Annotated in this window: 24 protein-coding genes; 14 read left to right on the top strand and 10 right to left on the bottom strand. The window is 67.0% G+C overall.

Going from position 1 to position 25,396, the window contains the following annotated elements:
- Positions 1-6: 6 nt before the first annotated feature.
- Positions 7-402 (bottom strand): hypothetical protein, encoded by a 396-nt coding sequence (locus LFT49_RS15900; RefSeq protein WP_236799247.1) that lies wholly within the window; start codon positions 400-402, stop codon positions 7-9.
- A gap of 175 nt (positions 403-577) precedes the next feature.
- Here LFT49_RS15900 and LFT49_RS15895 point away from each other — a divergent pair, with 175 nt between their 5' ends.
- Positions 578-1,009 (top strand): hypothetical protein, encoded by a 432-nt coding sequence (locus LFT49_RS15895; protein ID WP_237428721.1) that lies wholly within the window; start codon positions 578-580, stop codon positions 1,007-1,009.
- 25 nt (positions 1,010-1,034) lie between these two features.
- Here the strand turns inward: LFT49_RS15895 and LFT49_RS15890 are convergent, their stop codons facing one another.
- Positions 1,035-1,736 carry a GAF and ANTAR domain-containing protein gene (locus LFT49_RS15890; protein WP_237428720.1) on the bottom strand — a complete coding sequence of 234 codons (702 nt, stop codon included), beginning with the start codon at positions 1,734-1,736 and terminating at the stop codon, positions 1,035-1,037.
- Positions 1,737-1,897: 161 nt separating this feature from the next.
- Between LFT49_RS15890 and LFT49_RS15885 the strand changes: the two genes are divergently transcribed.
- Together LFT49_RS15885 and LFT49_RS15880 are read left to right on the top strand one after the other, a co-directional pair.
- Entirely contained in the window at positions 1,898-3,118 is a 1,221-nt protein-coding gene (locus LFT49_RS15885; RefSeq protein ID WP_236799244.1) for an MFS transporter, read from the top strand.
- A gap of 56 nt (positions 3,119-3,174) precedes the next feature.
- On the top strand, positions 3,175-3,876 hold the full coding sequence (locus LFT49_RS15880) for an esterase/lipase family protein (protein ID WP_236799243.1): 702 nt from the start codon (positions 3,175-3,177) through the stop codon (positions 3,874-3,876).
- On the opposite strand, the gene LFT49_RS15875 is transcribed toward LFT49_RS15880, so the two are convergent.
- Positions 3,845-4,975 (bottom strand): flavin-containing monooxygenase, encoded by a 1,131-nt coding sequence (locus tag LFT49_RS15875; protein WP_236799242.1) that lies wholly within the window; start codon positions 4,973-4,975, stop codon positions 3,845-3,847. The genes LFT49_RS15880 and LFT49_RS15875 overlap by 32 nt on opposite strands.
- A 116-nt stretch (positions 4,976-5,091) precedes the next feature.
- Between LFT49_RS15875 and LFT49_RS15870 the strand changes: the two genes are divergently transcribed.
- Positions 5,092-5,760: a TetR/AcrR family transcriptional regulator gene (locus tag LFT49_RS15870; protein ID WP_236799241.1), complete on the top strand. Its 669-nt coding sequence runs from the start codon at positions 5,092-5,094 to the stop codon at positions 5,758-5,760.
- Here LFT49_RS15870 and LFT49_RS15865 read toward each other — a convergent pair.
- Positions 5,747-6,115, bottom strand: coding sequence for a cupin domain-containing protein (locus tag LFT49_RS15865; RefSeq protein WP_236799240.1), 369 nt, complete (start codon positions 6,113-6,115; stop codon positions 5,747-5,749). The genes LFT49_RS15870 and LFT49_RS15865 overlap by 14 nt on opposite strands.
- Positions 6,116-6,178: 63 nt before the next feature.
- On the opposite strand from LFT49_RS15865, the gene LFT49_RS15860 reads away from it, so the two are divergent.
- Positions 6,179-6,778: a TetR/AcrR family transcriptional regulator gene (locus LFT49_RS15860; protein ID WP_236799239.1), complete on the top strand. Its 600-nt coding sequence runs from the start codon at positions 6,179-6,181 to the stop codon at positions 6,776-6,778.
- A gap of 400 nt (positions 6,779-7,178) precedes the next feature.
- On the top strand, positions 7,179-7,562 hold the full coding sequence (locus tag LFT49_RS15855) for a VOC family protein (protein ID WP_236799238.1): 384 nt from the start codon (positions 7,179-7,181) through the stop codon (positions 7,560-7,562).
- Positions 7,563-7,865: 303 nt separating this feature from the next.
- Here the strand turns inward: LFT49_RS15855 and LFT49_RS15850 are convergent, their stop codons facing one another.
- Together LFT49_RS15850 and LFT49_RS15845 are read right to left on the bottom strand one after the other, a co-directional pair.
- A complete protein-coding gene (locus LFT49_RS15850) occupies positions 7,866-8,771 on the bottom strand; it encodes a phosphatase PAP2 family protein (RefSeq protein WP_236799237.1) in 906 nt (301 codons plus the stop codon).
- 36 nt (positions 8,772-8,807) lie between these two features.
- On the bottom strand, positions 8,808-10,001 hold the full coding sequence (locus tag LFT49_RS15845) for an MFS transporter (RefSeq protein WP_236799236.1): 1,194 nt from the start codon (positions 9,999-10,001) through the stop codon (positions 8,808-8,810).
- Positions 10,002-10,054: 53 nt separating this feature from the next.
- On the opposite strand from LFT49_RS15845, the gene LFT49_RS15840 reads away from it, so the two are divergent.
- The 8 genes from LFT49_RS15840 to menD all read left to right on the top strand — a co-directional run bounded on the left by LFT49_RS15840 (position 10,055) and on the right by menD (position 20,873).
- Complete coding sequence (locus LFT49_RS15840; RefSeq protein ID WP_237428719.1) at positions 10,055-11,038, top strand: ABC transporter ATP-binding protein; 984 nt, start codon at positions 10,055-10,057, stop codon at positions 11,036-11,038.
- A gap of 1 nt (position 11,039) precedes the next feature.
- Positions 11,040-12,662: an ABC transporter permease gene (locus LFT49_RS15835; RefSeq protein ID WP_237428718.1), complete on the top strand. Its 1,623-nt coding sequence runs from the start codon at positions 11,040-11,042 to the stop codon at positions 12,660-12,662.
- The gene (locus LFT49_RS15830; RefSeq protein ID WP_236799233.1) at positions 12,659-13,153 is read left to right on the top strand and encodes a GbsR/MarR family transcriptional regulator; all 495 of its coding nucleotides are present in this window, start codon (positions 12,659-12,661) and stop codon (positions 13,151-13,153) included. The genes LFT49_RS15835 and LFT49_RS15830 overlap by 4 nt, the downstream gene beginning before the upstream one ends.
- Positions 13,150-14,166: a magnesium and cobalt transport protein CorA gene (locus tag LFT49_RS15825; protein WP_236799232.1), complete on the top strand. Its 1,017-nt coding sequence runs from the start codon at positions 13,150-13,152 to the stop codon at positions 14,164-14,166. The genes LFT49_RS15830 and LFT49_RS15825 overlap by 4 nt, the downstream gene beginning before the upstream one ends.
- A gap of 112 nt (positions 14,167-14,278) precedes the next feature.
- On the top strand, positions 14,279-15,631 hold the full coding sequence (locus LFT49_RS15820) for an Nramp family divalent metal transporter (protein ID WP_236799231.1): 1,353 nt from the start codon (positions 14,279-14,281) through the stop codon (positions 15,629-15,631).
- 35 nt (positions 15,632-15,666) lie between these two features.
- Positions 15,667-16,707 (top strand): o-succinylbenzoate synthase, encoded by a 1,041-nt coding sequence (locus tag LFT49_RS15815; protein ID WP_237428717.1) that lies wholly within the window; start codon positions 15,667-15,669, stop codon positions 16,705-16,707.
- Between the two features lie 172 nt (positions 16,708-16,879).
- Complete coding sequence (locus LFT49_RS15810) at positions 16,880-18,946, top strand: PhoX family protein (protein ID WP_237428716.1); 2,067 nt, start codon at positions 16,880-16,882, stop codon at positions 18,944-18,946.
- Positions 18,947-19,055: 109 nt separating this feature from the next.
- Positions 19,056-20,873 (top strand): 2-succinyl-5-enolpyruvyl-6-hydroxy-3-cyclohexene-1-carboxylic-acid synthase, encoded by a 1,818-nt coding sequence (gene menD / locus LFT49_RS15805; protein ID WP_373462154.1) that lies wholly within the window; start codon positions 19,056-19,058, stop codon positions 20,871-20,873.
- A gap of 96 nt (positions 20,874-20,969) precedes the next feature.
- On the opposite strand, the gene LFT49_RS15800 is transcribed toward menD, so the two are convergent.
- From LFT49_RS15800 to LFT49_RS15785, 4 genes are all read right to left on the bottom strand, one after another.
- Positions 20,970-21,746, bottom strand: coding sequence for an amino acid ABC transporter ATP-binding protein (locus LFT49_RS15800; RefSeq protein WP_306968954.1), 777 nt, complete (start codon positions 21,744-21,746; stop codon positions 20,970-20,972).
- The gene (locus LFT49_RS15795) at positions 21,743-22,702 is read right to left on the bottom strand and encodes an amino acid ABC transporter permease (protein WP_237428715.1); all 960 of its coding nucleotides are present in this window, start codon (positions 22,700-22,702) and stop codon (positions 21,743-21,745) included. Before LFT49_RS15795 ends, LFT49_RS15800 begins: the two co-directional genes overlap by 4 nt.
- Positions 22,703-22,737: 35 nt before the next feature.
- Entirely contained in the window at positions 22,738-23,697 is a 960-nt protein-coding gene (locus LFT49_RS15790; protein ID WP_236799227.1) for an ABC transporter substrate-binding protein, read from the bottom strand.
- A gap of 243 nt (positions 23,698-23,940) precedes the next feature.
- Positions 23,941-25,341 carry an isochorismate synthase gene (locus LFT49_RS15785; RefSeq protein WP_237428714.1) on the bottom strand — a complete coding sequence of 467 codons (1,401 nt, stop codon included), beginning with the start codon at positions 25,339-25,341 and terminating at the stop codon, positions 23,941-23,943.
- Positions 25,342-25,396: the final 55 nt, after the last annotated feature.

Genomic DNA, 25,396 nt, shown 5'->3' with positions numbered 1-25,396 from the left:
CTCCAGCTAGCCCATCACCTGCTGGTTGACCCAGCGTTCCAGGGGCGGTACCAGCAGCAACACCGCGACGCCGGCCACCATCAGGACGTGCACGAAGACGTTCCATGCGGTGGTCCCCACCGTCTCGCCTCCGCCCGTTGCCGCCTCCCAGAACGGCACCAGGGTGACCAGCCCCAGCGCCGCAGAGGCCAGGGCTGCGTACTCCCACCAGCTCCACCGGGCGAACAGTCCCCACGTGGCCACCAGGAATCCCAGCACGGTCAGCAGCGACAGCACCATGGTGATGGCCCACCAGACGCCGGAGGTGTTGACCCCTTTGCTGGCGAACGTGGGCGTCAGCCACAGCCAGCTGCTCCCAGCCATCAGGAGGGCGATCCCGCCAAGGGTGCGAAGAGTGAACACTGCCAACCACCTCCTTCAAAAAGGCTCCGTTTCCAAATAGGCTCCGTGCTGCCGGGACCGCTGGAACAGTGCCGAACGGCCTGCCGTCCCCTGCAGGCGGTGTCCCCGGGCGCTTCCTGCGTCGGGGGACCTTCGGCACTTTTTGCCGCGGCTGTCCATGCGGGACGCTGTTGGCATGGCGGCCAGGACTACCACCAGCCGGAGCGGCAACGTTGGCTCCGCCGTGATCAACGCCCTGTTGCTGTGGGGGATCAACGTCTGGCCGGGCTGGCAGATAGTTCCGTTCCTCACCGCGGACATGACCCGCGTCCTTGACCTCATCAACGCATCCCTCATCGCCGGCATCATTGTGAACCTGGTCTGCGAGGTGATCCATTCGCGGGCCCTCCTTTCGCTGGGAAACATTGTGGTCATGGGCATAGGGGTGGCGGCCATGCTGCGAATGTGGCAGGTCTTCCCCTTCGATTTCGGCACCAGCTGGTCCGGCTGGCCCGTAGTGGTGCGGGTGTTCCTGGTGCTCGGGATCGTGGGTTCGATCATTGGCGCCATTGTTGAGCTGGTGAATTTCTTCCGGGCCCTGGCCGGGTTCGAGCCGCGCGTCCGGTGAACCTTGCCCCTGTTGCACCTAAGCCTCAGTCGAAGTGCGTAATGACGTTGGGATCCTTGCCCACCGAGGCCACCAGCAAGGCTGCCACGTCCCGAAGCTTGCGGTTGCGGGTGTTGGAGGCGCTCCGCAGGACCTTGATGGCGGTGTCCTGGTTGCAGTTGTTCTGGGCCATGATGATTCCCGTTGCCAGGTCGATGATGGTCCTCGACTCCAGTGCTGCTGCCAGGTTGTCGCGGTCCTCCGTCAGCTGTGCCAGGCGCACGGCCAGGCGCAGCGCCTTGGAGGCCTGGCCCGCATGCACTTCCGCCTTGTGAATTGCTTCATCGCTGAACGCGTGCGTTTGGGCGGCGTACAGATTGAGTGCCGCACTTGCCTCCCCTTCCAGCGGCAGCGGAACGGAGAGGATGGAGCGGATGCCTTCGTCCCAGGCCGTGGCACAGTAATGGGGCCAGCGGCTCTCCTCATGCAATGTGGGGATGTAGACGGTGACCAGGTCCCGGAGGGCGGTCAGGCAAGGCCCGTCGCCATAGGCATACTCCAGCTCATCCATGGCTTTGACCCGCGAATGGCTGGTGGCCACCGTTGCCGGTTTCTTCTTCCGCACCATAGTGACGCCGCAGAGCAGCCTGGTGTGGACGGAAAGCGCCGCGGCAGAGAGGGTCACGAGTTCGTGGAGCAGCTCCGCCATGTCCGGAGTCTTCAGGACAAGGTCCTGTAGACGCTCCACGATCCCTTCCTCACGCGGAGTTTCGTGCTTTCCCGCCATGTGGCATCACCCCAATGTGCTGCGTACGGAGATTCTAGGAGGAAGGGCGGGCGAGGAACCCCTGTACCAGGCCCCCTTTCCAATGCAGGGGGACCACAATGGGCGGCCATAGGATAAATCTGATGACTTCCCCTGATGATCCTGAGCCTTTCAGCCTGCGCAGCATTGCGGTTGCCGCTTTCGGCCCCACACTGCTTTTCGGGATCGGGCAAGGTGCCATCCTGCCGGTGGTGGCGTTGTCCGCCCGCGAACTGGGAGCGTCGGTGGCAGTGGCGGCCCTGATCGTCACCCTGATCGGCCTGGGGTCCTGGTTCTTCAACCTGCCCGCGTCCCTGGTGACCCTCCGCTTCGGTGAGCGCTGGTCCATCGTGGGCGCCGCCGTCGCTGCCGGCCTGGCGCTGGCAGCAGCCGCCGTCTCCTCCACCCTTGCCTCGAACGGACTGTGGCTGCTCGCGGTGGCGATGGCCGTCGTCGGAATGTCCGGGGCGGTGTTTGGCCTGGCCCGGCAGAAGTACCTCACCGAGGCCGTGCCCGTGGCGTTCCGTGCCCGGGCGCTGTCCACCCTGGGCGGTGTGAACCGGATCGGCGTGTTCATCGGTCCGTTTGCGGGGGCCGCCGTGATGCAGTTCTTCGGCCTTGCAGGCGCCTACTGGGTGGGCGTGGTGGCCATGGCGGCCGCCGCGCTGCTGTCGCTCACCATTCCGGACCTGACGACGCCGGAGGTCCGGCCGGGCGGGGATGCCGGCCCCCAGCCCACCCTCCGCAGCGTCGCGGTCTCACACGCGGGCGTGTTCCTTTCACTGGGCGTTGGCATCCTGCTGCTCAGCGCACTGCGGTCCTCCCGCCAGGTGGTGATTCCGCTCTGGTCCGACCACCTGGGAATGGACGCCACCTCGGCCTCCCTTATCTATGGGTTGTCCGGCGCGATCGACATGCTGGTGTTCTATCCCGCCGGGAAACTGATGGACCGCAAGGGCCGGCAGTGGGTGGCAATCCCGTCCACGCTGCTCATGGGGACGGCGCTGCTCCTGATCCCGCTCACCGGATCCTTTGTTGGGCTGCTGCTGGCGGCGCTGTTGATCGGTTTCGGCAACGGCATCAGCTCCGGGCTGGTGATGACGCTCGGCGCCGACTTCTCGCCGGACCGCGGCCGGGGGCAGTTCCTGGGCCTCTGGCGGTTCATGGCCGACGCCGGGTCCACCGGCGGTCCCGTCCTCCTGTCGGGGGTGACCGCGCTCGCCTCCCTGGGCCCGGGGATCTCAGCCACCGGAATCCTGGGGTTCGCGGCGGCAGCCGTGTTCGCCGTCGTAATTCCCCGCCTGAAGCACCGCCGCAACTACTGACCGTGTTTGCGGGCCGGTTTGGTGGGTAGCGCGGCCGTCGAGGTTATTCTCGACACATGAGTCATCCCGGCGCCGCTGCCCGCATCAGTCCACTGCAGAAGGCCGTGTGGTGGGCGCAGGACTATGTGTACGCCGCGGGCTGGCAGGTGCGCGGCTTCCTGTCGCGCGTGCAGCCGGCGTCCTTCCGGAACGGGACCCGCGCGCCCGTGGTGATCATCCCCGGCGTGTACGAAAACTGGCAGTTCATGATGCCGGTCATCCAGGCCATCCACGACGCCGGGCATCCCGTCCACGTGGTCACCGTACTCCAGCGCAACAAGCTGAAGGTGCCGGAGGCCGCCAAGCTCGTGGCCCAGCACCTGGAGGAGGCGGGGCTGCGCGGCGCAATCCTGGTGGCGCACAGCAAGGGTGGGCTGATTGGCAAATACACCATGCTGTCCCTGGATCCCGAACACCGGATCGACCGGATGATCTCCGTGTGCGCACCGTTTTCCGGCTCGCGTTACGCCCGGTACATGCTGCTGCCAAGCCTGCGGATCTTCTCGCCCCGGAACGCCCTGACGCTCCAGATGTCCCGCGAGCTCACCATCAACAGCCGGATTACATCCATTTACGGACCCTTTGACCCGCACATTCCGGAGGGAAGCGTCCTGCCCGGCGCCACCAACATCGAACTGCCGGTGGCCGGGCACTTCAAGATCCTGGGCGACCCCGGAACCGCCCGCATCATTGTGGAGCAGCTGAACCTTCCGGCCTGACGTCCTTTTGCCGGGGGCGTGCTGCCGGTGCTTGTGGCGTGCGTGCGGCGATATGCCGGGCGATGAAGGCCGCGTCCCGGCCTACCCCGTGGACCATGGAGGACGCCAGCGACTGCTGGAAGATGGCGCCCAGGAAGTAGAGTCCCGACTGCGCTTTGGCCACCCCGCGGTCATGTTCCGGTTCGCCGTCCGGGCCGAACACCGGCAGGTGGATCCACCCCAGGTCCGGCGTGAAACCGGTGCACCAGATGATGCTGGCCACCTCGAGTGCCCGGCCATCCGCGAGTATGGGAAACCCATCCCTGGTTCCTTCCGTCCTGGGAACGCGTTCGACGCCGGCACGCACCAGGTCGCGGTTCTTCACCCTGACCAGGGGTCCGCTGTGTGCCAGGATCTGCGGGCGGGCCTTCCGGCCGGCAGGCGTGTTGAGGTTCAGGACGTGCGAGAACGCGAAGAAGACGGCGAGGGTGAGGGGGCGGGTGGCCAGGGCGTCGATGGGCCAGGGGATTTCGCCGGGGTGCCTGCCGGAGATGTATGTCCTGCGGGTCGGGGCCAGCTCCAGGGCGATGTCCGCGCCGGAGTTGCCCGCGCCGACCACCAGGACCGGGCCTGGCGCGAGGTCCGCTGGGCTCTTGTAGCTGCCCGCCGTGAGCTGTTTGATGTGCGGGCTGAGCTGCTGTGCGAAAGCCGGCACCTTGGGCTTCCGGTCCCAGCCCGGGGCGACCACTACGTTGTCGGCTTCGATGCGTTGGTTGTCCGTTTCGATGACGAAGCACTGTCCGGTGTGGCTCACGCCGGTGACCCGGAAGTTGTTCCGGACCGGCAGTGCGAAGCGGTCCGCGTAGCCGCTGAGGTAGTCGGCGAACTCTTCCCGCGACGGGTAGGACCAGGGCGGGGCTGGGTAGCGGCTGCCGGGAAGGGCGTCGTACCGGGCGGGGGTGAAGAGCCGGAGCGACTCCCAGCGGGCACGCCAGCTGTCACCGGTCCTGGGGTTCTCGTCGAGGATGACGAAGTGACGCTTGAGGCGGGACAGGTGGTAGCCCATGGCCAATCCGGCCTGGCCGCCGCCGACGACGACGGTGTCGAAGTGCTCTGACATGATGGCCTGCCCTTCCACCCCTTTGCCGCTTCTTTGCGATGGGCTCTTGGCGGCCTGGGGCTTCCTGCTAGAATTCATCCGAAGCATACTCGGATCAATTAAGGCTAGGCCCGGCGATGAGTGAAGTCAATGCCCCTGCGCGCCGCTACCACTCGCCCCGGCGGAAGCAACAGGCGGCCGCAACGCGGGATGCCGTACTGGCCGCCGCTCGTGAATTGTTTGTGGGGGAGGGGTACCGTTCCACCACTGTGGCGGGCATTGCGCGGAGGGCGGGTGTCGCCGTCGACACTGTCTACGCCGCCATCGGGCGCAAGCCTGACCTGCTGCGGGAAGTAGTGGAAACTGCCATCTCCGGGACCGGCCATGCGGTCCCCGCCGAGAGCCGCGACTATGTCATTCGCCTGAGGGAAGCGGAGCGCGCCGCCGACAAGATCTCGATCTACGCCCACGCCCTGGCCGCCATCCAGCCCCGGCTCGCGCCGGTGTATGTGGCCCTGCGGGATGCCGCGGGGACCGACGCCGATTGCGCTGCGCTCTGGCGGGAGATCTCCGACCGGCGCGCGGCGAACATGCTGAAGTTTGTTGAGGACCTTGCCGCTACCGGGGAGCTGCGGACCGACCGGCCGGCCGCAGAGCTGGCCGACGCCGTCTGGAGCATGAACGGGCCCGAGTACTGGGTGTTGCTGGTGGACCAGCGCGGGTGGACCCCGGAGCAGTTTGCGGGCTGGCTTACTGATGCGTGGTGCCGGCTGCTGCTGACCGTGGACCAGGCTAAGAAGCGCTAGGGCCAAGGCGGCCGGTGTGGGTGGCCGGCGAACGCTCCTGGTCGCCGGGGGATTGCGGACGCGGTTCCTTCAGCTCAATGAAGAGGCAGTGCGTGGGGGAAGAGCCGGTATTCGTCCCCGAATGTTCCTGCGCGTCGAGCCAGCGGGCCTGCCCTGCCCCGAGTTCCACATCCACTTCGCGGCCTCCCGACCGGAGCCGGCGGGCGAACGAAGTGAGTGTGACCATCACGCTGTCCGGGTGGGAATGGGTGCCGGTGCTGTCGCCGGGGCCGTCACTGTACTCAAGGACGCGGACCCGGTCGTTCTCGAAGACCAGCCGGTAGTGCTGTGGATTCACTGCAATGGGATCGGCCATGGGAAACCCCTCATTTTTTATGGGACGTCCGTACCATTACGGTACGTATGTATCATAAGTCCTGTGTCCGTACGCCACAATGAAAAGTATCTGGAGACCGGCAGGGCCCGGCAGAAGTCGCGCACGCGGGACGAGTTGGTGTCCGTCCTCCGGGATCTGCTGAAGGACGGACGGGACCCTTCGGTTGCAGAAGTTGCTGCCACGGCGGGCATATCCCGCACCACTGCCTACCGGTACTTTCCGGACAAGGAAGCGCTGCTGCACGCGGCCCTCCCGGAGACCGGTCTGGGATCGCTGCTGGGTGAGGACCCGCCGTCGGACGTGCGTGACCGCCTGGAGCGCACCCTGGACGCGCACTTCGACTTCATCCGCACCTGGGAACCACAACTGCGGGCATCGCTCCGGCTGTCTTTAACCCCGGGCGCTGCCCGGCCCACGCTTCGCGGCGGCCGGGCTGTGGGCTGGTACCGCGACGCGCTGTCCCCGCTGGAAACCGGAGGATCCGGCATCGACACTGCCGCCCTGGCTGTCAGGCTTCGCGCGGTTGCCGGCATTGAAGCCTATGTCTGGCTGCGGGACGTTGCAGGCCTCCGGCCGAACCAGGCATTTGGGGTCATGCGTGCCAACGCCTTGGACATTCTTGACGCTGCGCTCGCTGCCTAGAGCAGGCTGTCCCGCCGCTTTGGAGGGCGGTGGATAAGTAGGGCAATCGGAATAGAAGCGCAGGTCAGAGGCGGTTGAGCTTTCAAATAACTTGAGCTTTTGTTGACGATTTACTCCCTCACTTCCTGAGGTTGAGCGTTCATAGTAGTCCTCAGTTAGGCCACGCTCGGCGGAAGAAGGTGCCGCTGCAACACCCCCAAGGCAGCGGCGCCGCCTCCCGCCGAGCTGGTTCTGTCATAAATGTGGTTCCCGCGACGCGCATATTCGACCCCGACGCGCAGCTTCAATTGCGCTCCTGATACCTGGGCCGCGCTGGTGAAGATGCGCCTCGAGGATGGAAAAGGCCGTCGAAGAATGTGTCAGCGAGCTGGCAGGTGCAGCCCCTCCGTAGACTGGCACCATGTCATGCCGTATAAGTGAACTGGTCCTTACTTGCGCTGACCCCGAACTGCTCGCGAAGTTCTGGAGCGACGTGCTTGGCTACGTGGAGATTGACCGGGAGGACGGGGCGATCGAGATCGGGCCGCCGGACGCCGGGTTCGGGGGAGCGCAGCCAACGATCTTCCTGAGTCCAAGCAGCAACCCGCGGGTGGGGAGGCTTCCGCTGCACATCGACATCAACCCGGTGGACCGGGACCAGGACGCCGAGCTGGAACGCCTGCTGGCGCTCGGTGCACGGCCGGCGGACGTAGGCCAGACCGGCGAGGCGCAGTGGCACGTCCTGCAGGATCCCGAAGGCAACGAGTTCTGCCTTCTGCGCAAGCGGCTCGACCCGCTCGAGTAAGAACAGAGGCACATCCGTGCGGGACGCGTAGAGGGAGTTGCCCGGCGGTGCCTGCTTCTAGACGCCGCCCGGGCACCTTTAACTATCCGCCGCACCCCTCAAGCTAAGGGCCTCAATATCCTCAAGGTTTGATCAAGATCTCCCCGCAAAAGCCCGTTTCGTGCTAGGGCCAGGCGGGCCGTGAAGCTTATCGCCGCCATGGGGGGAGCAAGGCGGTATCGAGAACGCCATCCTGGCCGGGGCTTCCTCCTGGCCCGCCTTGGCGCCGCGGACTGACCTGCGCGTTGCACCCGCCGTTCCGTGTCAGCGGCGGGACGCGTGCCGCCGTCGGGAGGCAAACGCAAACAGGGACGTAGTGGCCACAGTGGCCAGGTACCCCGCGATCACGATCAGCGAGATGCCGGCCCAAAAGTAATTGGTGGTGCTGGCCTCCTGCCAAGGGCTGGGGGCAATCCGAATCAGTGAATAGACGGCAACGCCCGCGGACGCCAGGCCGATCAGCACCGGCAGAGTGAGCCAGATCCGGGCCGAGCCGAGATGTTCACCGAACCCGTCCCACTCGTTCCACGAACCGCGCCGGAGGATCAACCAACCGGCCGGAATCATGAACGCCCCTACCAGCAGGAACGCCGCCACCACGTCGGCGGGCCGGTGCCACTGGTTGATCAGCGTGGACACGCCGGAGGCAATGGCGAAGGTGCCGCCGACGAAGCCTGCCATGGGCCGCCAGCGCGGGGACGCCATCAGGAACACTGCCGCCGCCGCTGAAGCCGCCAGGGTGGTGTGGCCGGATGGCAGCGAATTCAGTTCGAGGGTCAGCACACCCTTGTCCGGGCGCGCCGGCAGCAGGTCCTTCAACACTTGGGTGGCCACGTTCGCGCCAATGCACGCAGCGACGGCGATGCCGGCCTCGGCCCAGTGCCGCCGGATCACCGTGACAAACAGGACCACGACGGCGGCCATCACCAGCGAGATGGTGGGCAGCCAGTCCAGGAACTTGGTGGCCGCCTTGCCCGCAGGCCCGTGGATTTCCACCGCTTCCACCAGCGCGGACTCATCAATGAACTGGCCCGTGGTGGTCTGGACAAAGAAGTAGTAGGTGGCCATCAGCCCGGCAATGCACGCGGCAGTGGACAGCACGAACAGGAACGCCGAACCCGGGGCAGGCCGGGCCGGAGTCCTGGTGGGCAGTTGCCGTGAAGAAGTCATCGCGGTTAAGGGTGACACAAAAAGCTGGATGGCCGCTCAGGAGTTGGGCGCGGCGGGTTTGACCGGGTCCAGCCGGGGGATGCCCGCCGCGGCCACCAACAGCGCCAGCGCGCCCAGCCCGAACGGCAGCGCCGTGGCCGTGGCGATGCCGCCCACCAGCAGCGGGCCGCCGGCGTCGCCCAGCTCCCGTCCCAGTTCGGCCGAACCCATGGTCCGGCCCATCCGCTCCGGCGGGGTGGTGTCGGCCAGATGCGCGAAACCCAAGGGGGTCACCGCGCCGATGCCTGTCCCAATGCAGGCCGCGGCCACGAAGATGGTGACCACACCCGGGGCCACCGCCACCAGACCGATGCCCGCGGCAATCAGCAGCAGGCCCGTCGTCGTGCCGCTGTTGTCCGTGATGGCGTTGCGGTCCCGCAGCCTTCCGATCCAGGGTTGGGTGAGTACCGAGCCCAGCGCCAACACGCTCACCGCGGCCGTGCCCGCGAATGCGTCCATGCCATGGCGGGTGGCCAGGGCGGGGATGAATCCGACGGCGGCACCCAGCGCGCCGGTTGCTGCGGCCAGCACCAGTGTGGGCACCAGGAAACGGCGCTCGCCGACCTGCCGGGCCAGGTCCATCACCGTGTACCGCTTCCGCGGCAGCGGCGCCAAATGCGGCACGGACACCAGCACCCACACGGCGGTCACGGCGGCCAGCGCTGAGAGCGTTCCGAACAGCAGCGGAAACCCGCCGGCAAGGATCAGGCCCGCGCCCAGCGGCGGCCCGATAATGTAGCCCAGGCTCTTCCAGGACCCGTACCGGCCAAAGTAGGTGCCCGCCTTGCCGCCGCGGGCCATCCTTGCCACCATGGCGGACGACGCCGGCGAGAAGGCAGATGCCGCAGCGCCCTGTCCCAGCCTGGCCAGGGCAAGGATCAACGGGTCCGCGGCTCCCAAACCGATGAGGGACAGGGCGGCGAAGGCGAAGAGTCCGCCGACGATGACAGGCTTGGCCCCGATCCGGTCGCTGAGCGCTCCGAACACGGGCTTGAGGAAGACTTCGGCCACGTCATAGAGGGCCAGCAGGATGCCGAGGTTCAGCAGCGTCAGGCCGACGTTCCCGCTTTGCGAACCGAGTCCTGCCGCGATGCTGTGGGCGCCGAAAGCGGTGACGAACCCGGCGGCGTAAAGAGGTGCCGTTGCCGTGCGGGTGGCGTGCCCGGTGGACAGGGGCTTGTCGGGGCTCATAGTTGGGACTTTAGTGCCTTCATAAACTTGTGAAAACTTCGAAGACTTGAATCATGAACACCGTTGTCCAGACAGCGAACCTGCATAAGCACTTCGGCCGGGTCAGGGCCCTGGACGGCCTGGACCTCGAAGTCCAGCACGGGGAGATCCACGGCTTCCTTGGCCCCAACGGCGCCGGGAAGTCCACTACCCTGCGCGTCCTCCTGGGCCTGGCCCGGGCAACTTCCGGCGCCGCCACGGTTCTGGGCCTCGAACCCTGGACTCAGGCCGCAGAATTGCACCGGCGCCTCGCCTACGTTCCCGGCGACGTCCGGCTCTGGCCCAACCTGTCCGGCGGCGAGACCATCGATTTGCTGTCCCGGCTGCGCGGCGGCACGGCGGACGGCGAGGCCTACCGCCGCCGGAAGGACCGCCTGTGCCAGGTGTTCGACTTTGATCCGGCCCGGAAGGGGCGCGCCTACTCCAAGGGCAACCGGCAAAAAGTCGCCCTGATCGCGGCCCTCGCCACTGAAGCCGAGCTCTACCTGCTGGACGAGCCCACCAGCGGCCTGGACCCGCTCATGGAGGAGGTTTTCCGCAGGGAGCTGCTGGCCGCCGTCGACCGCGGCGCAACGGTGCTGCTGTCCAGCCACATCCTCTCCGAGGTGGAGGTGCTGTGCCACCGGGTGAGCATCATCCGCGCCGGAAAAATCGTCGACGGCGGCACGCTGGAGTCCCTGCGGCACCTCACCAGGTCCGAGGTTTCCTTCGCTGCGGACGGTTTGGACGCGGAAGCCCTGTCCCGGCTCGGCGCGGTGCACGACCTTACGGTGGACGCCGGCCGGGTCCGGTTCAGCGCCGACGCTGACCGGATTGCGGAGGTGCTTCCCGCATTGGGCGCGCTGGGCGTGCAGGGCCTGACGATTGTCCCGCCGTCGCTGGAGGAGCTGTTCCTGCGGCACTACGGGGATACCGCTGCTGCCCCGGAGTCGGATGCTCCGGCTTCCGCTGGCTACGGTTCCCGGCGGCACCTGCTGGGTGCGAGGGGACGGAGCTGACATGGAAGTCTTTCTGGTCCTCTTGGGCCAGCGGCTGCGGCGGGACCGCTGGCAGCTCCTAAGCTGGGTGGTGGCCATCGGGGCCTTCGCCCTGTTTGCAGCGGCCGCCGTCACACAGACGTACGGCAGTGTGGTGAGCCGCACCGAGATCCTGCAGGTGGCCATCGCCACTCCCGCCATCCTGATGCTGCGCGGCCTACCCCGCGGTGCGGACCAGGGGGCGTTCACGTTCTTCCTGATCTACGCGTTCCTGGCCCTGCTGGCCGGGCTGATGAGCACGTTCCTGGCGGTGCGCCACACGCGTGCCGATGAGGAAACCGGCACTGCCGAACTGGTCGCCGCCACGCCTGCCGGCCGCCTGCTGCCCAACATCGCCACCCTGCTGCACGGCATCACGGCGAACATCCTCGTGGCACTGGCGGTGTTCGCAGGGTTCGCCTCCCAGGGCCTGGACGCGCAAGGTTCCCTGACCGCCGGAGCCGCAACGGGCGCCGTCGGGCTCGCCTTCCTTGCCCTGGGCCTGCTGGTGGCCCAGTTCATGCCGACGTCCCGCGGCGCGAACGGCGTGTCCGCCGCACTGGTTGTCCTGGCCTACGTCCTGCGTGGGATCGGCGATGCCACGGGGACCCCCGGTGCCGACGGGACCACCATGACGGAAGGGTCCGCCAGCTGGTTCTCACCCATTGGCTGGGGCCAGCAGACGTACGCTTTCTCGGGAAACCGCACCTGGCCGCTGGTGCTGCCGGTGGGCCTCGCCGTCGCCTGCTTTGCAGTCGCCTGGCTGATCCTCCGCACGCGGGACAGCGGGGCAAGCGTGTGGGGAACACGGCCGGGACGCGCCGCAGCCCGGCCCGGGCTGCGGAGCCCGGTGGCCCTGGCGCTGCGGCTGCAGTCCGGATCGATTATCGGCTGGGGACTCAGCGGCCTGGCCCTGGGCCTGCTGGCGGGCTCGCTCGGAAAGGCGATTGCCGCCGTCGATACCCCTGATACCAACATCACCGCCATGCTGCGGGCCATGCTCCAGTCCCAGGGCACCTCGCTCACCCAGCTCATGGTCTCGGTGCTCTTCTCGATGGCCGGGGTCCTGGCGGCGGCGTGTGCGCTCCAGGCCGTGATCAGGCTGCGGCAGGAGGAAGCGGCCGGGACGGCCGAACTGCTGCTGTCCGCTCCCGTGGGCCGGGTCCGGTGGCTGGCCGGTTACCTGCTGCTGGGGGCGGCGGCCGTGGTATTGGTGGTGGGCCTGGCAGGTGTGGGGGCCTGGGCAACATTGACCGGCTCCGGCGATACCTCGATGCCCGCCGATGCCCTCTGGCAAACCGCCCTGGCCCAGCTGCCGGCGGCCCTGATCTACCTTTCCGTTCCAGCGCTGGTGTTCGTCCTGTGGCCGGCAGCGACCATCGCCGCCAGCTGGGCGCTGCTGGCCCTGGGCGTGGTGCTCGGCATCCTGGGCGCCATGTTGGGGATTGATCAGGCCCTGCGTGACCTGTCGCCATTCGCCCACACCCCGGTTCCTCACGGCGACACCACGGACTGGAGCGGCGCATGGTGGATGCTCTTGATCGCCGCGGTTGCAGCCGTGCTGGCGGTCTCGGTAATGCGGCGGCGGGAGGTGGGTTCGATGTGACCACTGACATGGGCGTGGCTGATGCGCAAACCCCGGAACTGACCGTCGCGGCTGCCGAAAGGACCGCGGCCGCCTTCGCCGCGGCCGGGTTCCCCAAGATGCCGGCGCGGACCTTGTTGGCGCTGGTTTCCTCGGAACAGGGAAGCCTCACCGCCGCAGAGCTCTCGGAGCGGCTGGGCGCCAGTGCCGCAGCGGTCTCGGGGGCGGTGCGGTACCTGCAGACCGTGGGCTTCGTCCACCGGATTTCGCAGCCCGGCAGCCGCCGGGACCTCTACGCCCTCCATACCGATGAGTGGTACGTGGCGTCGATGCGGAACAGCACCGTTTACGAGAAGCTGGCAGCACTCACCGATGCCACGGCGGAAACCCTCCCGGAGGGATCTGCCGCGCGGGCGCGGGTAGCGGAGATGGCCCGGTTCTACCGGTTCCTCAACTCGCGGATGCCCGCGCTGCTGGATGACTGGGAGCGCGAGCGGGAGGCCCACCCGTGACCATCATTGACAACGCCGTCTACGTAAACGGACTCCGCACCGAGGACCCCGAAGACCTTGATGAAACCTACTTTCTCCTGCGGCAGCGACAGGGGATGGCATGGATCGGCCTGTACCGGCCGGACGCGGAGGAACTGCAGTCCGTCGGCGAGGAATTCGACCTCAACCAGCTCGCCATCGAGGACGCGCTCTCCGGCCACCAGCGGGCCAAGCTGGAGCATTACGGCGGCTGCCTGTTCCTGGTGCTCCGGCCGGCGCGGTACCGGGACGACGTAGAAAAGGTGGACTTCGGCGAGATCCACGTTTTTGTCGGTGACGAGTACGTGGTGACCGTCAGGCACGCCGAGTCCCCGGACCTGGCAAAGGTGCGCCGCCGCATGGAGTCCATGCCGGAGTTCCTTGCCCTGGGCCCCGACGCCGTGCTGTACGGCATCCTGGACCAGGTGGTGGACGAGTATGAGCCTGTGGCTGCCGGCTTGGAGAACGATATCGACGAAATTGAGGATGACCTCTTTGGCGCCGACCCGGAGGTTTCGCGGAGGATCTACGAGCTCTCCCGGCAGGTAATCATCTTCCAGCGCGCCACCAGCCCGTTGGCCGGAATCCTTCGCCAACTCATGGCGGGGACCCCTGAGCGGCCGCCGGGGGAAGTCCTGCAGGACCACCTGCGCGACGTCCTGGACCACGTGCTGCGGCTCAACGAGCGTGTGGCCTCCTTCCGGGCCCTGCTTCAGAACGCCCTCGCCGTCAACGCAGCCCTCGTGGCCCAGCGGCAAAACGATGAAATGCAGCGCATGACCGAGTCCAGCCTGGAACAGAACGAGCAGGTCAAGCGCATCTCGTCCTGGGCCGCCATCCTGTTCGCGCCCACCCTGGTGGCCTCTATCTACGGCATGAACTTCACCAACATGCCCGAGCTGGCGTGGACGTACGGCTACCCCTACGCGCTGGGCCTGATGGTGGCCATGGGCCTGGTCCTCTACCTCGCGTTCAAGCACAACAAGTGGATCTGAGCGCCTCCACGCGACCGCTGCTCCCAGCTTCATGCCCTACCATTGCCTCTGAATCCTAAGCCTGCTTAGCAGTTGGGCGGCTTAGCGGTCGATGGTGAGTGGAGAGAACTGTATGAGCAAGGCTCAAACGAGCGGACGGCCCCAGGTCGAAGACACGGCAGCTGGCGCTCGGCAAAAGTCCTTGCTGCGCCGCTTTGGGGCGCTGCTGGGCCCGGGCCTGGTCACAGGTGCCGCGGACGATGACCCCTCAGGGATTGCCACGTATGCAAAAGCCGGTGCCACCTTTTCCAACGGCATGCTGTGGACCGCGCCGGTCACGCTGCCCATGATGATGGCCGTGCAGGAGATCTGCGACCGCACCGCACTGGCCACCGGGGAAAGCCTGGGCTGGCTGGCCCGCCGCAAGTTCTCCCGCCGTCCCCGGGTGGTGATCGGCATCCTGATCGTTGCCCTGCTGGTGGGCAACATCCTCAACGCCGCCGCGGACCTGATGGCGATCGGGCAGGGCATGCAGATGCTCGGTGCGGGCCCGGACCACCTGTGGAGCGCGCTTGCGGGCTTAGGCATTGCCGTCGCGCTCATGAGCGGATCGTTTGCCGTCATTGCGAAGGTCTTCAAGTGGTTGTGTCTTACGCTGCTGGCGTACGTTGCGGTCCTGTTCGTTGCCAATGTCGACTGGCCGGACGTGTTGGAAGGCATGCTGGGAATGAAGTTCAGCTTCGCCCCCGAATACCTCGGCCTGATCGTCGCCGTGCTGGGCACCACCATCTCGCCCTACCTGTTCTTCTGGCAGAGTGCGCACAGGGTCCAGGAATTGCGCGCCGAGGAGCACGGCGGTGACGAGGCGGTGGGACTGAAGGACCGTCCGGACGCGGCTGCCGCCGCCCACACCCTCCGGAAGGCCCGCGCCGACGTGTTCATTGGCATGGTCTTCTCCGTCCTGGTGATGTTCTCAATCATGGCGGCCACGGCGGCAACCCTGGGCAAGGACGGCACGGACGTGAACACCGCGGCCGATGTTGCCAAGGCCCTGGAGCCCGTGGTGGGGCCGGCCGCCACGTTCCTGTTTGCCGCCGGATTCATCGGCACCGGCATCCTGGGGGTCCCAGTACTCGCCGCGTCCGGTGCAGCGGGACTCGCCGGCCTGCTCGGCAAGGACTGGGGCCTGGACCTGAGCCCGCGGCGTGCCCCGTTGTTCTACACGCTGCTGGGGGTCGGAATCATTGCCGGCGTCCTCATCAGCTTTTTCTCCGCCGACCCCATCGGGCTCCTGGTTTTCAGCGCCACCGTCAACGGCATTGCGGCCGCCCCGTTCCTGGTGGTCACCATGCTCATCTCCCGGGACAAAGCCATCATGGGCAACTACGCCAACGGCCGGCTCGCCGCCACGCTCGGCTGGTTCACCGCCGCCGTCATGGTCGTGGCCGGAGGCATCGGCGTCTGGACCACCCTTACCGGAGCCTGACGGGGAGTTGCCCCTGCCCGCGTACAGTAAACCGCATGCCCCTCCCCGGTCTCCCGCCAGCCCCCGCCGCCCTCCCCGAAAAAGTTCCTCCGCTGGAAGAACTGCTGGCGGGTGCCCATGTGGTGAGCCTGCCCATGCGGGTGAAGTTCCGCGGCATTATGCAGCGCGAATCGCTCCTGCTCCGGGGTCCCGTGGGCTGGGGCGAGTTCTGCCCCTTCCCTGAGTACGGCGACGCCGAGGCGTCCCGCTGGCTGGCCGCCGCGATCGAGGCCGGGTGGGAGGGCTTCCCCCCTGCGCTGCGGCATAGCATTCCCGTCAACGCCACCGTGCCCGCCGTTTCCGCGGACCGGGTGCCGGACGTCCTGGCCCGGTTCGGCCGGGTGGACGCAGTCAAGGTCAAGGTGGCGGAGCAGGGGCAGACATTGGACGACGACGTCGCCCGGCTTCACGCCGTCCGCGCCGCCTTGCCGGATGCCGCCGTCCGAGTGGACGCCAACGGAGGGTGGGATGTGCCCGGCGCCGTGGAGGCGCTGACCCGGCTGGCGCCCGTGGGGCTGGAATACGCCGAGCAGCCGGTGCCGTCCATCGAGGGCCTGGCCGAGGTCCGGTCGCGGCTGGGGGACGCGGGGACTCCTGTGCTCATCGCGGCAGATGAAAGCGTGCGGAAGGAAACCGACCCCCTCCGCGTGGCCCGCGCCGGCGCCGCGGACCTGATCGTGGTCAAGGTGGCACCGCTCGGGGGAGTACGCCGCGCCCTGGACATCGTGGCACAGGCCGGGCTTCCCGCCGTCGTCAGCTCCGCTCTGGACACCTCCGTGGGCATCCGCGCGGGGCTGGCGCTCGCCGCCGCCCTGCCGGAGCTGCCCTACGCCTGCGGCCTGGGGACGGTGTCCCTGTTCGAATCGGACGTCACCCTGGATCCCTTGGTGGCCGACGACGGCGCCATCCGCCTCCGCGACGTGGCCGCCGACGCGGAGCTGCTTGAGCGGTTTGCGGCTTCCGCGGAACGCCGGGACTGGTGGCTGGATCGGCTCCGCCGGGTCCACGCCCTCCTCGCCCCATCGATTGCTCCGTAACTGCCGTTTAGAGCGGCCTAAACGGCAGTTACTCAGCAATCGATGGCGGGATTGGCAACGTTCCTGCAGGTCACGGGCGGTTCACCATGAGTTCATCCAATTGATGGCTTCCGGTAGGAACCGGCTGGAAGGGTGATCGGGCACCCCAGAGAGATTCCTTGGAAGGTTCCCCATGTCTGAAATTGCCCGCAAGTTCACCCTGTTGCCCATGCTCGGCCACACCAAGGGCAAGCGCAGCCCGGTCACATGCGCACTCAAGTGCGACAACGCCTGCGCCGGGGACGTCTGCAACACCAGCTCCAACAGCTACTTCCGCGATATCGCTTCCGCCACCCTGTCCCGCCGCGCCGCCCTGGGCATGGGCGCCGCCGGAGCACTCGCCGTCGTCCTTAACTCCGTGGTGGGCTCCGCTGAGCCTGCCTCCGCTGCCGGCCTGTCCCAGGCCGCCAAGGAAGGCTTTGGCAAGTCCAAGCTGCAGTTCACCGCCATCAAGCCCGTGGACAAGGCAGTCGACGCGTTCACCGTGCCCGAAGGGTTCACCTGGCAGCCCATCATCCGCTGGGGCGATCCGCTGTTCAACGATTCCCCGGAGTTCGACCTGAACAACCAAAGCGCGGCAGCCCAGGCCCGCCAGTTCGGCTACAACAACGACTACACGGACATCGTGGAAATCCCCGGCAGCAAGGGCCGCCGCGCGGTGCTGTTCACCAACCACGAATACACCAACGAAAGCATCATGGTCCCCGCGGGCTACGACCCCAAGGAAACCCGCGCCATTGGCCGTGCCGCCCATGGCCTGGCCGTAGTGGAGCTGGAGCGCAAGAACACCACCAAGCCTTGGAGCTACGTCAAGGGTGCACCGCTGAACCGCCGCTACCTCTCCGACACCACCTACGAACTGACCGGCCCCGTTGCCGGCTCGGCACTGGTCAAGACCGTGGCAGATCCCTCCGGCCGCGCCATCAAGGGCACGTTCGGCAACTGCTCCGGCGGCACCACCCCCTGGGGCACCATCCTTTCCGGCGAGGAAAACTTCAACGGCTACTTCGTGGCGGGCGGCACCTCCGCCGGCGACAAGCGCTACGGCCTCACCGCCAAGCCGACCGCGCGCCAGTGGGAACTGGACGACCCCCGCTTCGACACCCGCAACCCCGGCTACGAGAACGAGTCCAACCGCTTCGGCTGGATCGTGGAAGTCGACCCCTTCGACCCCACCTCCACCCCCAAGAAGCGCTCCGCCATGGGCCGGTTCAAGCACGAGGGCGCCAACGTGATCGTGGCCGAGTCCGGCCACGTGGTGGCCTACATGGGTGACGACGAGAAGTTCGACTACCTCTACAAGTTCGTCTCGGCGGATAAGTACCGTGAGGGGGACCGCCGGCACAACATGAACCTGCTGACCGAAGGCGACCTGTACGTTGCCAAGTTCACCGGCAACTCAGCCGCCGCGGAGATCACCGGCACCGGTGCACTGCCCTCCGACGGCGCGTTCGACGGCACCGGCGAATGGCTGCCCCTGGTGGTGGGCGGCAAGTCCGCCGTCCCGGGCATGTCCGTCGAGGAGGTCCTGGTGTATACCCGCCTGGCCGCGGACAAGGTTGGCCCCACCAAGATGGACCGCTGCGAGGACGTCCAGCCCAGCCTGCACACCGGCAAGGTCTACGTGGTCTGCACCAACAACTCGGACCGCGGCACCGGCACCAAGGAAGGCGCCACGGAGGTCAACCCGCGCACCCAGAACCGCGACGGCCATATCGTCGAAATCACCGAAACCGGCGACCAGACGTCCACCAGGTTCAACTGGACCCTCCTGATGGTCTGCGGCGATCCCGCGCAGGGCGACGTCACCTACTTCTCCGGCTACCCGGTGGACAAGGTCTCGCCCATCTCCTGCCCGGACAACGTGGCCTTCGACTCCGTGGGCAACCTCTGGATCTCCACCGACGGCGCGCCCTCCGGCATCGGCTACAACGACGGCCTGTTCAAGGTCACCCTCGACGGTGCAGAGCGCGGCAAGGTGGAGCAGTTCCTGTCCGTGCCGCGTGACGGCGAAACCTGCGGGCCGGTCATCCACGACGACGAGCGGATGGTCTTCGTCTCCGTGCAGCACCCGGGTGAGGACGGCACCTTCGAGGCGCCCAACTCCTACTTCCCGGACTACGTCCCGGCAGGTACGACGCCGGCACCCGGCAAGGTGCGCGCGCCCCGTCCCGCGGTGGTCCAGGTTTTCCGCGGCTAGGCCCTTTCGTTGCTCTATCACTTATGGTCCCCAAAACCCCGGTTTAGGGACCATAAGTGATAGGGCATCCGAGGAGTGGGCGGGCGTTTGGGGGTGGCAGACTGGTTGGGTGACTTCGTTCAACGAACCCGCGCCCGACTCCGCCTCCACAGAGGCCCGCACCGACCTCCCTGCTTCCACCGACGCGGCAGGTGCCGTCCGCTCCAGTGACGCGCCTGAGCTGGACACACAGGAGTTGAGCGCGCTGTCTGCGGCGCGGATCGCCGTCGAGGTTTTGCTCGACGGCGGGGTGCGGCACGCGGTGGTGTCGCCGGGTTCGCGGTCGGCACCCATGGCGTACGCCCTGGCCGAGGCATCGGCGGCCGGCCGGGTGGAGCTGCTGGTCCGGATCGACGAGCGGTCCGCCGGATTCACGGCGCTGGGCTTGGCCCTGTCCACCGGCTCGCCCGCCGCCGTCCTCACCACGTCCGGAACCGCCGTCGGAAACCTGATGCCGGCCGTGATGGAGGCCAACCATGCCGCCGTCCCGCTGATCGTCCTGTCCGCCGACCGTCCCGAAGAGTTGCGCGGGACCGGCGCCAACCAGACCACCGTGCAGCCGGACCTGTTCGGGGAGCAGGTCCGGTTCGCCGCCGACGTCCCCGCAGGAAGCAGCCCGCAGCGGGCCATAGAAACCGGGCTGTCCGCGGCTACCGGCGCCTTCCCGGACCTGCCCCCGGGACCGGTCCAGCTCAACCTCGCCTTCCGCGACCCTCTGGTTCCTGCTGCTGGCGAGGGGCTGCCTCAGGCTGTGGAGCGGCAGCGCTACCGGGTGGGCACCGAGCCGCTGGTCATGAACCTTCCGCCGGCACCGGAATCCATGCCTGAGCGTCGCACGGTGGTGCTGGCGGGCCATGACGCCGGCCCGGTGGCTGAAGCGTTCGCCCGCGCCCACAACCTGCCGCTGCTGGCCGAGCCGTCTTCAAACTCCCGGTTCGGACCCAATGCGGTGGGCCCCTACCGGCTGCTGCTGGAGCACTTCGGGCCGGGTTCGGCACAGCCGATTGAGCGCGTGGTGTTGTTCGGCAGGCCCACTCTTTCCCGCCCGGTGGCTGCGCTCCTGGCCCGCCCCGACGTCGAGTCAGCCCTGTACCAGCCGGTTCCGGTCGCCTGGTATGAGCCAGGGCGCCGCACCGAGCTGCCCTTGGAGAACCTCGCAGACCTTGCCGATTTCGCCGGCCGCGGGGCGTCCGCCTGGCTGGACACGTGGCTGCTGGCCGGCTCGGCCGCGCAGCACGCGCTGGACCAGGTGCTCTCCGCCGAGGCCGCTGCTACCGGTCCTTCCGTCGCCGCGCTGGTGTGGAAAAATGCCCGGGGGGAGCTGCTGCTCGGTTCATCCAACGGCATCCGCGACGTGGACCTTGCCGGGCTGCCTGCCCCGGACCCCGCCGCCACCGTGTATGCGAACCGGGGCCTGGCGGGCATTGACGGAACCATCTCAACGGCCACTGGCATCGCGATCGGGGGCCGGCAGGAAACCACAGTCCTGCTGGGGGACGTGACCTTCCTGCATGACGCCGGCGGCCTCCTCCTTGGCGCGGGGGAGGAACAGCCGGACCTGCGGATCGTGGTCCTGAACGACTCCGGCGGCGCCATCTTCGGCCTGCTCGAACACGGGGGAGTGGAGGAAGGCGGCCGCTACGGGGACGCCGTCGAACGCCTCTTCGGCACCCCGCACTCCGTGGACATCGCGGCACTCGCCGCAGCGTACGGCGTCGGACATTCAATGGTCAGTACGACGGCGGGACTCGCCGAAGCGCTCGACCGGCCTGTGCAGGGGCGCAGCATTGTGGAGGTCCGGACGGACCGGCGGTCGCTCCGGCAGCTCCACGCCCGGATCAAGGAAGCCGTGGCCGCCGCGGTCGAGGGAGTGCTCTCCGGGCAGTAGGGTTTCGACGCGGAAATCCGCCCATGACGCGCAAATGCCCTGCCGCTCCCGAAATTCGGGTAGCGACAGGGCATTTGCGCGTCGGAAGCGTGAAACTCAGAGCACGCGGCTGAGGAACTCCTTGGTGCGGGCATGCTGCGGGTTGGCGATGATTTCGCGGGGATCGCCCGATTCCACCACCACGCCTCCGTCCATGAACGTCAGCGTGTCACCCACCTCGCGGGCGAAGCCGATCTCGTGGGTGACCACGATCATGGTCATGCCCGACTTGGCCAGGTCCTTCATCACGTTCAGGACGTCGCCCACCAGCTCCGGGTCTAGCGCCGAGGTGGGCTCGTCGAAAAGCATGAGCTCCGGCTCCATGGCCAGGGCCCGGGCGATGGCGACGCGCTGCTGCTGGCCGCCGGAGAGCTGGGAGGGGTAGTGGCCGGCGCGGTCGCCCAGCCCCACCCGGTCCAGCAGCTCAAGGGCACGCTTCTGCGCTTCAGCCTTCGACTGGCCCTTCACGTGGACCGGCGCTTCCATGACGTTCTGGAGCGCGGTCTTGTGCGGGAACAGGTTGAACCGCTGGAACACCATGCCGATTTCGCGGCGCTGGGCGGCGATTTCCTTGGTTTTCAGGTCGTGGAGCTTGCCGTTGACCTCGCGGTAGCCGATCAGCTGGCCACCAACGGAGATCCGCCCGGCACTGATGCTTTCCAGGAGGTTCACGCAGCGCAGCATGGTGGACTTGCCCGAACCCGAGGGCCCGATCACCACTGACACTTCGCCCTGGTTGACGGTCATGTCGATGCCCCGAAGCACATGGTGGTGCCCGTAGTACTTGTGCAGGCCTTCGATCTTGACCAGCGGCTTTTCTGCTGTGATCGTCATCGTGCACTCTCCTCGGGGAAGTCCGTCTTCATTGAGTGGTGCGCGTCAGCACCCGCGCCGGCGGCTTTGGCTGCGGCCGGATTGACCGCTGCCGGGGCCAGGTTGTCCACACCCTTGCCGTAGTACGCCTCGATGAAGTGCTGGCCCACCATCAGGATGCTGGTAATCACCAAGTACCAGATGGCGGCAACGATCAGCAGCGGAACCGGCAGATAGGTTCGGTTCGCCAGGGCATTGGTGGCGAACGTCAGGTCCAGCGTGAATGGAACCGCGAGTACCAGCGACGTGGTCTTCAGCATGCCGATGGTTTCGTTGCCCGTGGGAGGAACGATGATCCGCATGGCCTGCGGCAGGATGATCCGCCACATGATCTTGCCCTTGGACATGCCCAGCGCCTCGGCGGCTTCCTGCTGGCCCTTGTCCACGGACTTAAGGCCGGCGCGGAAGATCTCCGCCAGGTAAGCGGACTCGTTGAGGCCTAGGCCGAGGATTGCAGCGACGGTCGCGTTGACCACACTCGCCGTATCAAGGCTGAAGAGCTCGGGTCCGAACGGGACACCTGCGCTGATCTTTGGATAAAGAACTGCGATCAGGCCCCAAAAGACCAGTTGGGTGTACACGGGTGTGCCGCGGAAGAACCACACCCATACCCAGCTGGACCAGCGGAACACCGGGTTGTCGGACTGTCGCATGACTGCCAGCAGGATGGCCAGGACAATCGCCAGAACCATCGATGCCACGGTCAGCAGCAGGGTCCAGCCCACGCCCTGGACAACCTTCACGTCCAGGATGTAGGTGCCCACAATGTCCCAACGGAAGTTGGGGTTGGTGAACAGGCTCTGAAGCAGGCCTGCGACCAGGAGGAGGATGATGGCGGCGCTGATCCATCTTCCGGGGTGGCGAACCGGTACTGACTTGTTCAGTACCGGTTCATCCCGGTGTTGATGGTGTTCCATGTGCACGCCTGACTTGTCGTCGGTAACGCGAAAACTCAAGACTTAACCGCCGGGTTGACCTCGGACTTGGTGATGGCGCCCTCGGCGTTGCCCCAGCCTTCGAGGATCTTCTTGTAGGAGCCGTCTTCCATCAGCTTGGTGACGGTCTTCTGGATGACCTCGGCCCAGGCGGTGTCGGACTTGGCCACCGCGATCCCCTGCGGAGCGGAATCGTAGACGTCGCCCAGCTTCTCCAACTGGCCGTTGGTCTGGGTCAGGGCGTAGCCGATGATGGGGGAGTCCGCGGCCATGGCGTCGATGCTGCCGTTGACCAGGCGGGTGGTGACATCCGTCTGGTTCTTCAGGGTGACGATGTCGATGGGCTTCTTGCCGTCGGCCACGCACTTCTTGTTGCGGTCGGCCAGATCCGGGTCTTCCTGGACGGTGCCGGTCTGGACGCCGATGGACTTGCCGCAGACATCATCGAGGGAGAACTTGTTCGGGTTGCCCTTCTTCACGGCCCATGCGGTGCCGGCGTTGAAGTAGCTGACCATGTTCACTGCGCCCAGTCGCTCCGGGTTGATGGTGAACGAAGAGATGCCCAGGTCGTACTTGGGGCCGAGGGCCGGGAGGATGCCGGTGAACTCCGCGGTCTGCACCTGGACCTTGAGGCCCAGGGTGGCACCGATGGCCTTGGCGATGTCCACGTCGTAGCCAACCGGAGTCTGACCGTCCGGACCCAGGAATTCGGCGGGGGCGTAGCTGGTGTCGGAGCCGACCGTGATGGTGCCCTTGGACTTGATGGAGTCCGGGACCATGGCGGCGAGGGCATCGTCCTTCTTGACCGTGGTGGGATCAAAGCTGGCGCTGGCGCTGGCGTTGCCTGAAGAGGTGGCCGCGCTGGAGGGACCCGTTTCCGAGGCGTTCGTGCATGCTGAGAGGGCCAGGGCGCTGATGGCGATCATAGTGGCAGCGGTCAGCTTGGAGGTGCCCAGGAGGGTACGGGGAGTCTGCATTTCTTACCTTTTGTTGCAGGGGCTATGAGGTACTAACGCGGCTTATAGTGTAACGCTCAACAAGAGAGGTACGTCACACGCAACTAAGTTTCACTATTGGATAACTGTAGCGGGGGCAAAATCAAGCCTTCCAGAGCGGGAGCAGTCTGTCATTCCAGACTCCTTACCCAACTGGCTAGCAGTTAATGTCGTTTAGGGGGCTCAAAACGACATTAACTGCGACCTAGTTGGGGGCGCGAAACGTCAGCTGCTGATGCCCAGCGACTCCAGCATCGGCCGGAACTTGGCCCAGGTCTCCGCCAGTTCGGCCTCTGGTTGTGAACCGTCAACAATGCCGCAGCCGGCATACAGCCGTACCGTCTCAGGGGACTCAATGACCGCGCCCCGCAGGGCGATGCCCCATTCACCGTTTCCGGCCGCATCAAGCCAGCCCACCGGCCCCGCATACGGGCCGCGGTCCAGGTGCTCGAGCTTGCGGATCAGTTCTCCGGCCACCGCCGTGGGCGTTCCGCACACGGCGGCCGTTGGGTGCAGGGCGTTGATCAGGGCGAGGCACGTGGGGACGTGCCCCTCCACCTCGGTCAGTTCCGCCTTGACGTCGGAGGCCAGGTGCCACACGTTGGGCAGCTCCAGGATGAACGGCTCGTCGTGGGCATTCATGGCCTCGGAGAAGGGTGCCAGCTGCCTGGTGAGGGACTGGATGGCGATCTCGTGCTCGTGCCGCTGCTTATCGGAACCCGCGAGCACCCGCGTCGCGTAGTCCATCGGGGAGCCGTCCTCGCCGTGCGCGTCCCGGCGGTCAAGGGTGCCGGCCAGCACCCGGGCCTGGGCGGTGCGTCCCTCCACCTGGATCAGCATCTCCGGCGTTGCGCCCACGAGTCCGTCCACGCCGTAGGTCCAGCATTCGCGGTACCTCGCGGCGAGCTCGCGCAGGACATCCGCGGCATGTACGCCGGACGGAATAGTTGCCACCACATCCCGTGCAAGCACCAGTTTCTCGAGCGCGCCGGTTCGGATTTCCTCAACCCCGGCGGCGACGGCATCCATCCACGCTTCCTCGCTGAGCGAGCCCGTGTGCAGTGTTGCGCCGGCGGCCAGGGGGAGGGGGCGTACGACGGCGCCGCCCGCCGTACCGGGCATGTCACCAACTGAAGCGTCCCCGGGGGAGTCCGCTGCCGCCGTCGTGCCTTCTTCGACCGGGGAGCCGAGGGAACCACTGCTGAGCCAACGGTCCAGCGCGGCGAGGGCCGTCTCTTCGGTGAGCGGGCCGCCGTCGAACGCCAGTTGGGTGAGCCAGGCCTGGTTGTCCCGCACGCCCACCACAATTTCCGGCACGATCAGCCGGGACTCGTGGGCGGAAGTCTTGGAAAAAGCAAAGGAGCCGAAAGCCACGGGACCGGTTCCCGGCAACTCCACGGAATCCGTGACGTCTGCCTCAAGGACCAGGTGCCGCCACCAGATGTCCGCCTCCAGGAAGCGGTCGGGGCCCGTGGCGGTGAAGCGCGCTATCTCGCCGAAGCCCGCCAGGCCGGCTTCGCGGCGGGTCCAGCACAGGACGTCGTCCCGGACCAAAAACGAAGGCAGCCCCCCGGGGAACGCTTTGCCATCCAGGGGGACTGTCAAGGTGCGGAACGTGCTCGTCATGATGAGACAACACTACTCCCGCGTAGAGTCCCCCCTTCCCGGCGCCCCGCGGGAA

The organism is Arthrobacter sp. FW306-06-A, assembly GCF_021870055.1.
Classification (GTDB): Bacteria; Actinomycetota; Actinomycetes; order Actinomycetales; family Micrococcaceae; genus Arthrobacter.
This window is presented reverse-complemented; position numbering and strand designations above follow the sequence as displayed.